The organism is Mesorhizobium sp. M8A.F.Ca.ET.021.01.1.1, assembly GCF_003998025.1.
Lineage (GTDB): Bacteria > Pseudomonadota > Alphaproteobacteria > Rhizobiales > Rhizobiaceae > Mesorhizobium.
Genome location: NZ_RZSJ01000094.1, coordinates 1 through 14170, shown reverse-complemented (window position 1 = coordinate 14170; position 14170 = coordinate 1). Strand labels below are relative to the sequence as shown.

At 64.1% G+C, this 14170-nt stretch carries 17 protein-coding genes; 8 read left to right on the top strand and 9 right to left on the bottom strand.

Annotated elements, in window-relative coordinates:
* Positions 1–102 precede the first annotated feature (102 nt).
* Positions 103–1257 (bottom strand): PA0069 family radical SAM protein, encoded by a 1155-nt coding sequence (locus EOA36_RS10585; RefSeq protein WP_127277529.1) that lies wholly within the window; start codon positions 1255–1257, stop codon positions 103–105.
* 151 nt (positions 1258–1408) lie between these two features.
* On the opposite strand from EOA36_RS10585, the gene EOA36_RS10580 reads away from it, so the two are divergent.
* Entirely contained in the window at positions 1409–1921 is a 513-nt protein-coding gene (locus tag EOA36_RS10580) for a glycosyltransferase (protein WP_127277535.1), read from the top strand.
* 149 nt (positions 1922–2070) lie between these two features.
* Positions 2071–3045, top strand: a complete 975-nt coding sequence (locus EOA36_RS10575) for a hypothetical protein (protein WP_127277527.1) — start codon at positions 2071–2073, stop codon at positions 3043–3045.
* A 7-nt stretch (positions 3046–3052) separates the two neighbouring features.
* On the opposite strand, the gene EOA36_RS10570 is transcribed toward EOA36_RS10575, so the two are convergent.
* From EOA36_RS10570 to EOA36_RS10540, 7 genes are all read right to left on the bottom strand, one after another.
* Positions 3053–3493, bottom strand: a complete 441-nt coding sequence (locus EOA36_RS10570; RefSeq protein WP_127277524.1) for a hypothetical protein — start codon at positions 3491–3493, stop codon at positions 3053–3055.
* 138 nt (positions 3494–3631) lie between these two features.
* Positions 3632–4186, bottom strand: coding sequence for a molybdenum cofactor biosynthesis protein B (gene moaB, locus EOA36_RS10565; RefSeq protein ID WP_127277522.1), 555 nt, complete (start codon positions 4184–4186; stop codon positions 3632–3634).
* 1 nt (position 4187) lies between these two features.
* Complete coding sequence (locus EOA36_RS10560) at positions 4188–5075, bottom strand: 4-(cytidine 5'-diphospho)-2-C-methyl-D-erythritol kinase (RefSeq protein WP_127277520.1); 888 nt, start codon at positions 5073–5075, stop codon at positions 4188–4190.
* A 26-nt stretch (positions 5076–5101) separates the two neighbouring features.
* Positions 5102–5287, bottom strand: a complete 186-nt coding sequence (locus tag EOA36_RS10555) for a hypothetical protein (protein ID WP_127277518.1) — start codon at positions 5285–5287, stop codon at positions 5102–5104.
* Positions 5288–5370: 83 nt separating this feature from the next.
* Entirely contained in the window at positions 5371–6234 is an 864-nt protein-coding gene (locus tag EOA36_RS10550; RefSeq protein WP_127277532.1) for a S49 family peptidase, read from the bottom strand.
* Between the two features lie 78 nt (positions 6235–6312).
* A complete protein-coding gene (locus EOA36_RS10545) occupies positions 6313–7113 on the bottom strand; it encodes a methyltransferase (protein ID WP_127277516.1) in 801 nt (266 codons plus the stop codon).
* Positions 7113–7337, bottom strand: coding sequence for a DUF2007 domain-containing protein (locus tag EOA36_RS10540; RefSeq protein WP_015318845.1), 225 nt, complete (start codon positions 7335–7337; stop codon positions 7113–7115). The genes EOA36_RS10545 and EOA36_RS10540 overlap by 1 nt, the downstream gene beginning before the upstream one ends.
* Positions 7338–7526: 189 nt before the next feature.
* Here EOA36_RS10540 and EOA36_RS10535 point away from each other — a divergent pair, with 189 nt between their 5' ends.
* The 5 genes from EOA36_RS10535 to EOA36_RS10515 all read left to right on the top strand — a co-directional run bounded on the left by EOA36_RS10535 (position 7527) and on the right by EOA36_RS10515 (position 12385).
* Positions 7527–8543 carry a polyprenyl synthetase family protein gene (locus EOA36_RS10535; RefSeq protein WP_127277514.1) on the top strand — a complete coding sequence of 339 codons (1017 nt, stop codon included), beginning with the start codon at positions 7527–7529 and terminating at the stop codon, positions 8541–8543.
* Positions 8544–8651: 108 nt separating this feature from the next.
* The gene (locus tag EOA36_RS10530; RefSeq protein ID WP_127277512.1) at positions 8652–9320 is read left to right on the top strand and encodes a GntR family transcriptional regulator; all 669 of its coding nucleotides are present in this window, start codon (positions 8652–8654) and stop codon (positions 9318–9320) included.
* A 106-nt stretch (positions 9321–9426) separates the two neighbouring features.
* Entirely contained in the window at positions 9427–10020 is a 594-nt protein-coding gene (locus tag EOA36_RS10525; protein WP_127277510.1) for a biotin transporter BioY, read from the top strand.
* Entirely contained in the window at positions 10017–10466 is a 450-nt protein-coding gene (locus EOA36_RS10520; protein ID WP_127277508.1) for a DUF1284 domain-containing protein, read from the top strand. The genes EOA36_RS10525 and EOA36_RS10520 overlap by 4 nt, the downstream gene beginning before the upstream one ends.
* A 143-nt stretch (positions 10467–10609) precedes the next feature.
* Entirely contained in the window at positions 10610–12385 is a 1776-nt protein-coding gene (locus tag EOA36_RS10515; RefSeq protein ID WP_127277505.1) for a tetratricopeptide repeat protein, read from the top strand.
* Between the two features lie 101 nt (positions 12386–12486).
* Here the strand turns inward: EOA36_RS10515 and EOA36_RS10510 are convergent, their stop codons facing one another.
* Positions 12487–12948 (bottom strand): GNAT family N-acetyltransferase, encoded by a 462-nt coding sequence (locus EOA36_RS10510; protein WP_127277503.1) that lies wholly within the window; start codon positions 12946–12948, stop codon positions 12487–12489.
* Positions 12949–13151: 203 nt separating this feature from the next.
* Between EOA36_RS10510 and EOA36_RS10505 the strand changes: the two genes are divergently transcribed.
* Positions 13152–14099 carry a glycine--tRNA ligase subunit alpha gene (locus tag EOA36_RS10505; RefSeq protein WP_127277500.1) on the top strand — a complete coding sequence of 316 codons (948 nt, stop codon included), beginning with the start codon at positions 13152–13154 and terminating at the stop codon, positions 14097–14099.
* The last annotated feature ends 71 nt before the right edge of the window (positions 14100–14170 follow it).

The window sequence follows — 14170 nt, the reverse complement described above, 5'->3', positions numbered from 1 at the left end:
GGGTGGGGCGCCGGACCGGGAGGGCACCGTCTGCAGGCCGGGGCAGGCCGGACGGGATTATTGGCCGCAGCGGTCATGAACAGCCGCGGCGATTTTCAATTTTCAGAGCAGCATCAACTGCTCCTGGTCCTTGCCGGCGGCCACGAACTGGTCAGTCCGCAACGTGCGTCGCTCCGCATTGAGGCCGAGCCGCTTGGCGGTGATTTCGAAGCGCCGGCCGATCTGCCAGGCATAGGGGCCGGCGCCCTTCATGCGCTTGCCCCATTCCGAATCGTAGTCCTTGCCTTCGCGCATCGAACGGATCAGCGACATGACGTGGCGATAGCGGTCGGGATAGTGGCGCAGAAGCCAGTCCTTGAAGATCGGGCTGACCTCCAGCGGCAGGCGCAGCACCACATAGCCAGCTTCGCGCGCTCCGGCATGGTGTGCCGAGTCGAGGATGCGTTCCATCTCCTGGTCGGTCAGGCCCGGAATGATCGGCGCCACCATCACCGAAGCCGGAATGCCGGCATCCGAAAGCTGCCTGATCGCTTCCAGCCGCTTGGTCGGCGTCGAGGCGCGGGGTTCCATCGTCCTGGCCAGCATGCGGTCGAGCGTCGTCACCGACAGCGCCACCTTGGCGAGCCCGCGCTCGGCCATGCGCGACAGAATGTCGATGTCGCGCACCACCAGGGCCGATTTGGTGACGATGCCGACCGGATGACCGCGTGCCTCCAGCACTTCGAGGATCTCGCGCATGATCCGGTACTGCTTCTCGATCGGCTGGTAGGGATCGGTGTTGGTGCCGATGGCGATGGTGCGCGGCTGGTAGCCGTCCTTCGACAACTCCTTGTCGAGCAGGCGTGCCGCGTCCGGCTTGGCGAACAGCTTGGATTCGAAATCCAGGCCCGGCGACAGGCCCATGAACGAGTGTGTCGGCCGCGCGAAGCAATAGACGCAGCCGTGCTCGCAACCGCGATAGGGATTGATCGACCGGTCGAAGGAGATGTCCGGCGATTCGTTGCGGGTGATGATGGTGCGCGGCTTCTCCACCTGCACCTCGGTCTTGAACGGGGGCAGTTCCTCCAGCGAACTCCAGCCGTCGTCGAAGACATGTCGGCTCACGGGTTCGAACCGGCCGGACGGATTGATGCCTGCCGACCGGCCACGGTTGCGGTCCGGACGGACCCGCATGCCGCTCTGCTCGATCATCGCGTTGGCCATTTCGGCTCGTCCTGCTCCGAAGGCAGCAATGTCGGCGCGCATGATCGGTTCCATCTTCGCCCGCTCCCAGGGACTGTCCATGTTCTGTCGAATCGCTCTGCTCATGGAAATTATTCCTATTTTGTTGATGAGAACAAAGCAAGAACTTTTTGTGGTGCGGCGCAAAAACTGGCGTCGGCCAGCGCTTTCCGCTATTCGGCTCATGATGCTCAGTGTTCTCATCGAAACGCATAATGACGAGGAGGGTCTCGCCCGCACGCTGGCGACGCTGATCGGCGGCGCGGTCGAGGGCGTGGTGCGCGATGTCGTCGTCTGCGACACCGGCTCCACCGACCACACGCATCGCGTGGCCGAGCATGCTGGCTGCCACTATGTGGGGAGCGGCGGCATCGCCGCCGGCATTCGCCAGGCCAAGGGTGATTGGCTGCTGTTTCTCGAACCGGGTGCGAGGCTGGTGGAGGGCTGGATCGACGCGGTTGTCGCCCATACCGCCAGGCAGACAATGGCCGCCCGGTTCTCGCGGGCGCGGGGCAGCCGTCCGCCGTTCCTGGCCCGGGTCTTTTCGGCAAACCGTGCGCTCGCCGACGGCCTGGTGATCAGCAAGCGGCAGGCGGCATCTCTGTCCAAGAATGCCGGCAGCTCCGAGGCGTTGGCGCGCGGTCTGGCGACAAAGAAGCTCGACGCCGAGATCTGGGCGGCGCCGCCGAGGCAGAGGTGATTTTTTGCGGCTGCTCTGTCCATTGTGCGTTGCACAAAAACTGACGCGCGGGTAACTTTCCGACAAGGCGGGTGAATTGGGTTTGGGTCATGCCGGAACGGCAGGCTCCGACATTGCGTCGGCGCTGCATCATACCCTTGAGGATCCCCATGAACCTTTCGACCACTGACAAGTCCGGCACTGCCAGTCTCGAGGCCATTGCACGCAATGGCAGCCTGCTGCGCCGCATCGCCGTGGGCATCCCGACCTATCTGAAGGACCTGCGCGAAAACCCTGCCTGGCTGCCGATGTTCGTTCTGGCGCGTACCATCCCCGGCCGCCGGATGCATTGGCTGGGCGCGAAGCGCACTCGTCCGGCTGACAATGTCCGGGATACGATGTTCAGGGGCGTTCAGCGCGAGGCCGTCGTCGACGCGTTGCGGTCGGACGGGTTGTTCTCAGGGCTGATCCTGCCGCCTGATATCCACGAGGAGATTGCCAGCTTCGCCCGGCGCACGCCCTGCTACGGCAATTTCGACCGCCGGCTCGAATTCGTGCCCGGCGAACATGCCGAAGCCGAAAAGCGCCTTGGCCGCTCATTGCTGAGCGGCCATTATTTCGAACGCATCCTCGACTGCCCGGCGGCACTCGCCATACAGCGCGACCCGCTGCTTCTCGACATCGCCGCGCACTATCTCGGCGGCCAGGCGAAACTGATCACGACACGCGTCTGGTGGAGTTTTCCTACCGGCGAGGCGTCCGACGCCGACAAGAACCTTGCCTCGCTCGGCAAGTATCATTTCGATCTCGATGACTGGCGGATGTTGAAATTCTTTTTCTACCTCAAGCCCGTCGACGCCGAGACCGGTCCGCATGTCTATGTCAGGGGAAGCCACAGGCGCCGCGCCATAAGGCATCAGCTCACCCTTCTCGTCGGCCATCCCGCCAAGGATGTGCTGGACGTGTATGGCGAGCAGAGCCCGGTGACCCTGACCGGAGAGGCTGGCCTCGGCTTCGTCGAAGACCCCTTCGGTTTCCACATGGGCACGGTGCCGGCACGCACGCCACGGCTGATGATGGAAGTTGGCTTCGGCGTCTCCAAGCCGTCGCGCCGTCGTTTCCATGGCGAGCCGGTCATCCGCTGAAGGCAGGTCAGGCGAAGCTCATCTCGACCGGCATCCAGCGAAGGCGACGCCTGGCTTGCCGCTCAGCTCTGTTTTCCCAGTCGAAGTCGACCAGGACCGATTCTCCGGTGAACGCCCTGTGATCGTCCAGGGCGTTGACGATCAGGATGGCCCTGGCCTCGTCATTTTCCCCGGCGATCGCGGCGGCATAGACGCCGCATTCTCGGCAAATCAGATAGTCGGCGGTCTCCAGTCCGAACCGGTATTTGCGCAATCGCCTTGCGTCCTTGACCGAGATGATCAGCCTGCCGTCAGGATCGGCGACGGCGCGCGCGCCATGCTTTGTGCAGAACGAGCATTGGCAGGCGCGGACTTCGATTTGCGATGGATCCAGCTCGGTCGAAAATCGCAGGCGTATATTGCCGCAATGGCACCCACCAGTGTGCATGGTTCCAGTTTGCACGGCCATATCTGCCTTCTCGTGAACGGTAGGGATCGCCCACGAAGATACTGTCTCCGGCATCCGGTTTGGAATGGCCGTTCGAAGGCGCCCTGCGCTGTTCTGCCTGGCGAACACGGCGTGAAGTCGGCACTTTGCCTAGGCTTTTTAAGGGGCTGATTTGCCGCGCCGCAGATGTTCGTCCAGGCGCGGCAAGATCTCGACGAAGTTGCAAGGCATGTGCCGGTAGTCGAGCTGTGCCTCGATGATGCCGTCCCAGGCGTCCTTGCAGGCACCGGGCGAGCCCGGCAGCACGAAGACGAAGGTGGCGTTGACGACGCCGCCGGTCGCCCGGCTCTGGATCGTCGAGGTGCCGATTTTGTCGTAGGAGATGCGGTGGAACACTTCCGAAAAGCCGTCCATGCGCTTTTCGAAAATCGGCTCCAGCGCCTCGGGCGTCACATCGCGGCCAGTGAAGCCGGTTCCGCCGGTGGTGATCACGACGTCGATGGCCTTGTCCCGCGACCACGCCAGGACGGTGTCGCGGATCTTTTCGCGGTCGTCGGTGACGATGTCGCGGCCGGCCAGGATGTGGCCGGCCGCGGTGATGCGATCGGCCAGCGTCTGGCCGGACTTGTCCTCGGCGAGGCTGCGTGTGTCGGAAACCGTCAGCACCGCGATGCGCACCGGAATGAAGGCACGGCTCTCGTCAATCCTGGCCATCTCACTCAGCCTCCGACGCCATGCTACGCGTTGCCGCGACGAACCAATCGGGCTGGCGGCCGCGGATCTCGGCCGCCGCGCGCTTGGCGACATTGCCGGTCTCGAACAGGCCGAAGCACGTCGCGCCCGATCCGGACATTCGTGAAAAACCCGATCCAGCCTTATCAAGCCATGAAAGCGCCCTGCCTATGGTGGGCTGCATCGCAAGGGCTGGCTGCTCGAGATCGTTGCGGGTCACCTCCAGCCAGTTGCGCAGGCTGTGAAACTCGATGCTGCGCGGCAGCGGCGGCAGTGGCTCATTGTCGCGACGGGACAGTGAAGCGAAGATTTCCGCTGTCGAGACGGGCGTTCCCGGATTGACCAGCACCAGACCCAGCGCCGAAAAATCCGGCACCATCGACAGCTCCTCACCGATGCCGCGCGCCACCAGCGGCTTTGCCGCCAGGCACATCGGCACGTCGGCGCCTAGCGAAAGACCGATCCGCGCCAGTTCGGTGCTGTCGATGTCCAGGCCCCAGCTCTCCGCCAGCCCGCGCAGCACGGCCGCCGCGTCGCTCGACCCTCCGCCCACGCCGGACGCGACCGGAAGGTTCTTTTCGAGCCTGATGGTCACGGGCGGCGTGCTCCGAATGCCGGCGGCCTGCCGCAACGCATCGCGTGCCTTCAGCACCAGATTGCCGCCATCGAGCGGGACGTCCGCCGCATAGCGGCCGGACACGCTGAAATCGTCGGCTTCAGCCGGCGCGATCTCGATCCTGTCGCCAAAGCGCGTGAACACAGCTAGGCTTTCGATGAGATGGTAACCGTCGGGGCGCCTGCCGGTGACGTGCAAAGCAAGATTTATCTTGGCGGGTGCCGCCCAGGTCCGGACACGCGGACCGGATTCCACAGTCTCTATTGCGAGTGAAATGAGGGTCAGTCCTTGGCCAGCCGGTATTCGCCGGTCTTCGGATCCTTGACCAGCGTTCCCATCGCGCCGTTGGCCGCCTGTTTTTCGGTCCGCCGCACCTTGGCCGTCACGCGCTCGGCCTCGCGCAGGAAGGTGCGGTAGCCGAAATAGGCGGCGACGCCGACGACGGCGAAGAAAATGAGCTGCGGCATGTCAAAACTCCTACCACGCTGGGCCGGTAAGGGCGGCCGGTCGGGTCTTTCGGGCAACCATGCTAGACGCTTTCATGGCTTTTTCAAAGCCCGAAGCGCGCCCACAATGCGCGCTCTTCCGCCGCATCGATGACGCCGCTGGCGGCAGCCGCGGCGATATCGGGCGCTGAAAAGCCCTTGTTCGAGCCGAACAGGCCGAAGCGGCCGAGGAAACCGCGCGGCGCCGAGACCAGCCTGAGCTGGGTCTTCGGCCCGAAGCGGGTCTTCAGCACCGTGCGCATGTCGCCGAGTGCATCCACGAGGCCGAGTTCCAGGCCTCGCTTGCCGGTCCAGAACAGCCCGGTGAACAGATCCGGATCGTCCTTGAGCTTCGTGCCGCGCCGCTCCTTGACCAGATCGATGAAAGTCTCGTGCACTTCGAGCTGCAGCGCTTTCAGCCGCTCGACGTCTTCCTTCTTCTCCGGCTTGAACGGGTCGAGCACCGCCTTGTTCTGGCCGGCGGTGTGGACGCGCCGCTCGATGCCGATCTTCTTCATCAGCTCCGGAAAACCGAACGAGGCCGACACCACGCCGATCGAGCCTACGATGGACGATGGGTCGGCGAAGATCTCGTCGCCGGCGACAGCGATCATGTAGCCGCCGGAGGCCGCGACATCCTCGACGAAGACCAGCACTTTTTTATTCTTCTCGACCGCAAGGTCATGAATGCGCTTGAAGATCAACCGCGACTGCACCGGCGAGCCGCCGGGGGAGTTGATCGAGATCGCGACCGCCGGCGCGTCGAAGGAAAACGCTTTTTCGATCAGTCCGGCGGTGGAAGCAAGCGACAGGCTCGGCCGGAACTGGCCGCCGCCGGCCATGATGGTGCCGTGCAGCCGGATGACCGGAACGGTGACGACGGTGGAGCGCCAGGACTTCGGCAGCAGACGGTTGAAAAGACGTTTCACGATGACGTGGTCTCCGGCGGTGGTTGCAGGCATGTAGGGATTTCCCGGCCAACGGCAATGTGCAGGGCCGCGAACAGCTCAATCTCCGAACAGCGAGGCGAGCCCGTTGGTGATCATTTCGCTGCGCTCGTCGGGGCCGTTGCCCGATCGCGCGTGAAGCATCAGGGGCGGACGGATGGCGAGCTTTCCCCGTGCCCCAAGTGCTGCCCGCACGACAATGCGGATTGCCGCAGCGTCCGGGCGAGGGTGCACGGCGAGCATCTCGGCTTCGCCGAAGCGGCCTGAAATCGCGTCGAGAATGGAGCCGAGCTGTTCGGGCCGGGCGATGACGGCAAGCCCGCCGCGCGGCCTGACAACCGCCGCCGCGCTGCGGATCCAATTTTCGAACAGCCCGTCCTCCATGACATGGGCTTCCTTTCTTAGCTGCTCGGGAGTGGCGCGGTCCCGTGCAGCGTTGAAAGGCGGGTTCATGATGACGAAGTCGAAATCATTGTCGGCAAGGCCGGTGGCGGCCCGGGCCCGGCCCGACACGGTGACATCGGCCACAAGCACGGCCGCGCGATCGCTGAGATGCGCGTTGCCGGGATGGGCAAGCGTGGCCGCCGCGAAGGCCGCCATCTCGGGCGCGCGTTCGACCAGCACAGCCTGGGCGCCTGGACAGCGCGACAGCACCGCCAGACCGGCAGCACCCGCGCCGGCTCCGAAATCGGCGAGCCGTCCGCCAAAGGAGGATGGCACGGACGCGGCCAGCATCATCGCATCCATCCCGGCGCGATGGCCGCCATGCTTGGGCTGCACCAGCCAGAACCGGCCGCGGTGGAAGGCGTCGACCGTATGGGCCGGCGTATCCGTGGCAAGGGCGGCTGGCGCGGCCGACATTATTTCCCCCGGATCTCGTTTGCGATGCCGGCATCGGTCAGGATGCGGCGCGCTGCGTCGGCCTGGTCGGCATCGACCATGACGCGTCGCGGCAGGATACCGAGCGAGCCGTCGAGCACGCTCATGTTCTGGTCGGCGACGAAGCAGCCGATGCCGGCATCGCGCATCAGCGATTCGACAAAGGAGATGATGACGGCGTCGTTGGTGCGGATGAGCTCTATCATCGCAAGAAACTCGCAGGTTGCGGCGTGCATGTAAACGTGCGGCCGCATTCCCGCATTTCCCGGCGTTGACACGCTGTCGCCGCCGCCGCGCCAATTCGCCACTTGCCGTGGCCGTGTCCGCCGCCCTAGAGTCCATGCCGGGACTAAGGGTGCCGTCGCACGCGTTATACCAAGACGGGAGTGATTGTCGTGGGTGTCGTTCTCAACATCGAAAACGGGAAGCGGGAGCCCGCCTCCATCAAGGATCTGATCGATCTGACGGCGACCGATATGGGGCGCGTCAACGAGCTGATCCTGTCCAAGGCCGGCTCCGACGTCGAGATGATTCCCGAGGTTGCCAACCACCTAATCTCGTCCGGCGGCAAGCGGCTGAGACCAATGCTGACGCTGGCCGCGGCGCAGATGTTCGGCTATGCCGGCGAGGGCCACGTCAAGCTCGCCACTTCGGTCGAGTTCATGCATACGGCCACGCTCCTGCACGACGACGTCGTCGATGAAAGCGGCATGCGGCGCGGCAAGAAGACCGCCCGCATGATCTGGGGCAACCAGGCCAGCGTTCTGGTCGGTGACTTCCTGCTCGGCCAGGCCTTTCGCATGATGGTCGATGTCGGCTCGCTCGAAGCGCTCGACATACTGTCGAGCGCCGCCTCCATCATCGCCGAGGGCGAGGTGATGCAGCTCGCCGCCGCCAAGAACCTCGAGACCACCGAGGACGAGCACTTCGCCGTCATCAAGGCCAAGACCGCCGCGCTGTTTTCGGCCGCCGCCGAGGTTGGCCCGGTCATCGCCCAGGCGACCCGCAACGATCGCGCGGCGCTGCGCTCCTACGGCATGAATCTCGGTCTTGCCTTCCAGCTCATCGACGACGCGCTGGACTATGGCGGCACCAGCAAGGATCTCGGCAAGAATGTCGGCGACGATTTCCGCGAGGGCAAGGTCACCTTGCCGGTCATCCTCGCCTACCGGCGCGGCAGCAAGGCCGAACGCACCTTCTGGAAGCGTGCCATCGAGGACAATGTCACCGATGACGCCGGGCTGGAAAAGGCGATCGGCCTGATGACCCGCCACGGCGCCATTGCCGACACCATCGGGCGCGCCCGCCATTTCGGCGAGATCGCCCGCGACGCGCTGGCGCCGCTGGAAGAGACACCGCAGAAATCGGCGCTGGTCGATGTCATCGACTTCTGCATCAGCCGGGTGAACTGAGAAGACCGGCTTTCACGGGGCTCCTATCGGTTGCGCCAGTGGAGAGACGCCTGTGAATTCGCCCCTTCCGTCTCGACAAGCGGCCTTGCCGCAAATTATCTATAAATCATGGCAAAGGGCACGGACGACACCATAGCGGTGCGCATCAGCAAGGTACTGGCGGACCGCATCATCTCCGGCGCGATCGAGCCGGGGGCGAGGCTGCGGCAGGATCATGTCGCCGAGGAATTCAACACCAGCCATGTCCCCGTGCGCGAGGCGTTCCGCCGCCTCGAGGCGCAGGGCCTGGCCGTCAGTGAGCCGCGCCGTGGCGTGCGCGTCGCTGCCTTCGATCTGGGCGAGGTCAAGGAAGTCGCCGAAATGCGGGCCGCACTCGAAGTGCTGGCACTGCGCCACGCCGCGCCGCACCTGACTTCGGCCATTCTCGACCAGGCCGAGGAGGCGACCAAGGCCGGCGACAAATCCCGCGACGTCAGGTCGTGGGAGGAGGCCAATCGTGCCTTTCACCGGCTGATCCTCGCACCATGCGGCATGCCGCGCCTGCTTGCCACCATCGACGACCTCCACGCGGCAAGCGCCCGCTTCCTGTTCGCGGCATGGCGCTCGGAATGGGAGACGCGCACCGATCAGGACCACCGGGCGATCCTCGCCGCCTTGCGGCAGGGCAACGCCGAATCGGCCGCGGCAACACTGGGACGGCATGTCCAATGGATTGGTCGCAAGCCGATCAGGACAGCGTCCGGCGCCACGCGCGAAGCTTTCGCGATCGTGGGTTAAGCGACCTTTTCCGAGCTCAGGCTTGCTAAAGATCCAAAAATGTGGATTCGATAATAGATCGAATGCAGAAATTATCTATAATTTTGGATCGATTGAAGGGAAGCCTATGACCAACCTCGCATTCTCGTCCGCAAGACCGTCCTTCAGCCCGCTGCGCCTCCAGCAGCGATCGGTCGGCTGGCAGGCCGGCGCCGTCGTGCTTGGCACGCTCTTCCTGGCGCTATCCTCCTACATCGAGGTGCCGATGGTGCCGGTTCCGGTGACCATGCAGACCTTCGCCGTGACGTTGATCGGCGCACTCTATGGCTGGCGGCTTGGCGCGGTGACGATCGCCGCTTGGCTGGTCGAAGGCGCTGTCGGCTTTCCTGTCCTGGCCGGGGGAGCTGCCGGCATGCAGCACTTCGTCGGCCCTACGGGCGGCTATCTCTTCGCTTTCCCGGTTGTCGGCGCGCTTGTCGGCTGGCTGGCCGAACGCGGCTGGAACGGCAACAGGGTCGTGCTCGCCTTTATTGCCATGCTGCTCGGCAATCTTGCCTGCCTGGTGCTCGGAACGGCCTGGCTTGCCGTCATGATCGGCGCCGAGAAGGCCATCACCCTCGGCTTCGTGCCGTTCATCGTCGGCGGATTGCTGAAGTCGGCGCTTGGCGCCGCGACGCTGATGGCGCTTCCGCGCGGCAAGATGAACCTGCCGACGCCGTGACGATCAGGCTTCGCGCCCATCATCTCCTTTGCCTGCTCACCTATGTGGGCAAGGGATACAGTCCCGCTTTCACCGCCAATTATGACGGGATCGCGGAGCGCCTGAGCCGGGGCGAGGACATCCTCCTCGTTACCGGACCGGACGACATCTGCGCCCCGTTGCTTGGCGAGCCGGATCCGCACTGCTTGCGCGACAGCGCGGCCGGGCGAGACCGGCAGGCAAGGGATGACGTGGAAGCGCTGCTGGCTCGGCCGATCCGTGACGGCGTCCGCCTCGATCTCGATGCCACGATCCTGATGCGGCTACGGCAGGCGTTTTCGGCCGGCCACGTGCGCAAGGCTTGCGTGGGCTGCGAATGGAACGGGCTGTGCGGCGCGGTGGCAAGCGGTGGTTATCGCGATACGCGGCTGCAACGGCCTGTTGACGCGCAAAACTGTCCCATTTAGCCATGGTTTGTTAATCGGGTGACCCGATTGTGAATTTCGGGTAGATTGAAGCGCGACCCCAAAAAGGCCATGCTTTGCCCGGAAAGATCGAGTCTGGGTCGATCCCGCTGACGCGGAGATGGCGCCTGGCTGAAAGGGATATGATGCAGCAAGGACGTGCGCGCTGGCTGACAAGGCTGGCAATTGTGACGGGCATGGCGATCTCGGCTTTGCCGGCCTATGCCAAGCAATCAACCGAACCGGTCAAGATCTCGTCGTTCTCGGGCGCCTACCTGGCTGCCCGGATCGCCGAAGGCGACAACGACCTCGACAGCGCCATCGCGTACTACAAGCAGGCCTTGGCTTTCAATCCGAGCGACACCGCACTGCAGCAGAGCCTGATGCTGTCGCTGATCGCGCAAGGCCGCTTCGACGAATCGCTGGTCTATGCCGACAAGCTCAAGGAAGTGCCCGATGTCGAGCGCTTCTCGCGCCTGGCGCTGGCGGTCGATTCCTTCCACAAGAAGGATTTCACCAAGGCGCAGTACTGGCTGAAGCTGTCGCTGGAATCCGATCTCGACCGGCTGATCTCCGGCGTCATGTCCGGCTGGGCCGAACAAGGTGCCGGCCAGGCCAGCGAAGCGATGGCTTCGATCGACAAGCTGCAGGGGCCGGACTGGTTCGGTCTGTTCAAATCCTTCCACCGCGCCCTGATCGCCGATGCCGCCAACATGCCTGAAAAGGCGGAGGCGATCTACGCCGCGACGATGCAGGATACCGCCGCCGGCGGTGCGGCGCCTGAAACCTGGATGCGCAACGCGCAGGCCTATGCCTCGTTCCTGGCCCGCAAGGGGGACAAGGCCAAGGCGATCTCGGTGCTCGACCAGGCCGAGGCATTTTCGCCGGGCAAGCTGGAAATCGTCGCCCTGCGCGCCAGGATCAGCAAGGGCGACAAAATCGCGCCCTTCGTGTCCGGTCCGTCCGACGGTGCGTCCGAAATCCTGCTCGATCTTGCCACCGCGCTCAACCGTGGCGGCGGCGAGCCGTTCGTGCGCCTGTATTTGCAATATGCCTTGGCCCTGAAGCCGGACAGCGACGCGGCCCTGGTGCAGCTCGCCGCCGTCGCCGAACAGTTGAAGGACGGCGAAGGCGCCATCGCGCTCTATCGGCGTATCCCCGACTCTTCGCCGCTGAAGGAGATTTCGGACCTGCAGCTTGGCCTCAACCTTGCCGATCTCGACCGCCATGACGAGGCGATCACGCATCTCAAGGCCTTCGTCGAAGCCCATCCCGACGACATGCGCGCCTATCTGGCGCTCGGCGGTGTCTACTCCTCGAAGGATGATTTCCGCTCCGCCGCCAATCTCTACGACAAGGCCGTCGAGGTGCTGAAGACGCCGACCGCTGCCAACTGGAACATCTTCTACCAGCGCGGCATCGCCTATGAGCGGCTGAAGGAATGGCCGAAGGCCGAGCCGAATTTCCGCAAGGCGCTGGAGTTGCAGCCAGACCAGCCGCAGGTGCTGAACTATCTCGGCTATTCCTGGGTCGACATGAACACCAACCTGAAGGAAGGCCTGGAGATGATCCAGAAGGCCGTCGATCTCAGGCCGAGCGATGGCTACATCGTCGATTCCCTGGGTTGGGCCTATTTCCGTCTCGGCCGCTTCGATGACGCGGTGCGCGAGATGGAACGCGCGGTCTCGCTGAAGCCGGAAGATCCGGTTCTGAACGACCATCTCGGCGACGCCTATTGGCGCGTCGGCCGCAAGCTGGAAGCGACTTTCCAGTGGAACCAGGCCCGCGACCTGAAGCCCGATCCCGATGTGCTGGCCACCTTGCAGCAGAAGCTGATGAAGGGCCTGCCGCCAATCGAGTCCAACACGGCGCAGGAAACCCCGAAGGTCAAGCCAGAGCCGGTTCCCGCCCCGAAGGGGTGAAAATCGCCTTTTTGACATGCGAACGGGGCTCTTCGGAGCCCCGTTTTCGTTGGACAGGCGCATGGCGTCCCCAGAAGACGCGGCGACGCGCTGGAGCGTCCTCAGAACATCTTTCGATAGACGACGAAGCCCGAGCGTTCGCCGACCTTGTCATAGAGCTTCATCGCCGTGTGATTGGTTTCATGCGTCAGCCAGTACACTCGGCCGGAACCGGCCGTCCGGGCGCGCTCATAGACGCCTTCGATCAGCGCCCGGCCGATGCCTTTGCCGCGCGAGGCCTCGTTGGTGAAAAGGTCCTGCAGATAGCAGTTCGGTGCGATCGCCGTCGTGCTGCGGTGGAGCAGGTAGTGGACGAGGCCAAGCAACTGGCTCCCGCTCTCGGCGACCAGCGCATGGACCGGCTCATAGGCGTCGAAGAAGCGCGACCATGTCATTGCGGTGATCTCGCTCGCCAGCGCCGTCTCGCCTGAACGGCCATAGAACGCGTTGTAGCCGTCCCACAGCGGCAGCCACTGCTCGAAATCGCGGCGCGTGACGGGGCGGATGATGATCGGGCTGAGCATGGCTGAACCTGCTGTGCTTGAAGCGGATGCTTTGTCGAATTGGATCGCGGACCGTGGCGGCGGGCAATGGGCCAGTCGCTGGGCAACGTTTCAACATCGTCCGGCATGCTCACGGCGGCCCGCATCGGACGCGCCTTGCTTGACGCTTCGCCGCCGTGTCTCTAGGACGTGGCCGTTAGCTAGCCTGTGTCGCCGAGGCCATCGTGACGATTGAAATCCCAGCCCATATGCACCCCAGCCGCTCGTTCCAGGGGCTGATCCTGACCTTGCACAATTATTGGGCCGCCTATGGCTGCGTCATCCTGCAGCCTTATGACATGGAGGTTGGCGCCGGCACGTTTCATCCAGCAACGACGCTACGCGCACTCGGACCAAAGCGCTGGAACGCCGCCTACGTCCAGCCTTCGCGCCGTCCCAAGGACGGCCGCTATGGCGAGAACCCCAACCGGCTGCAGCATTACTATCAGTACCAGGTGATCCTGAAGCCCAATCCGCCGAACCTGCAGGATCTCTACCTCGGCTCGCTGGCGGCGATCGGCGTCGACCCTCTGTTGCACGACATCCGCTTCGTCGAGGACGACTGGGAAAGCCCGACGCTGGGCGCCTGGGGTCTCGGCTGGGAATGCTGGTGCGACGGCATGGAAGTATCGCAGTTCACCTATTTCCAGCAGGTCTGCGGCATCGAATGCGCGCCGGTGGCGGGCGAACTCACTTACGGCCTGGAGCGCCTGGCCATGTATGTGCAGGGCGTCGACAATGTCTACGACCTCAACTTCAACGGCCGCGAAGGCGCCGACAAGGTCACCTATGGCGACGTGTTCCTGCAGGCCGAGCAGGAATATTCGCGCCACAATTTCGAATACGCCAACACGGCGATGCTGCTTCGGCATTTCGAGGACGCCGAAGCCGAGTGCAAGGCGCTGCTCGAGGCCGGCGCGCCGGCATCGAACGACAATCTGCCGATGCACAAAATGGTCTTTCCAGCCTACGACCAGTGCATCAAGGCGAGCCACGTCTTCAACCTGCTCGATGCGCGTGGCGTGATCTCGGTCACCGAGCGGCAGAGTTATATCCTGCGGGTGCGTAATCTGGCGAAAGCCTGCGGCGAGGCGTTCCTGAAAACGCAGGCCGGTGGATTGGCGGCGGCCTGAGTCTCAAGCGCCGTTGATCATTTCGAGGGAAGCGCTGATCGGCGGCAGGATCTGGCCGCTCGGACCAGACA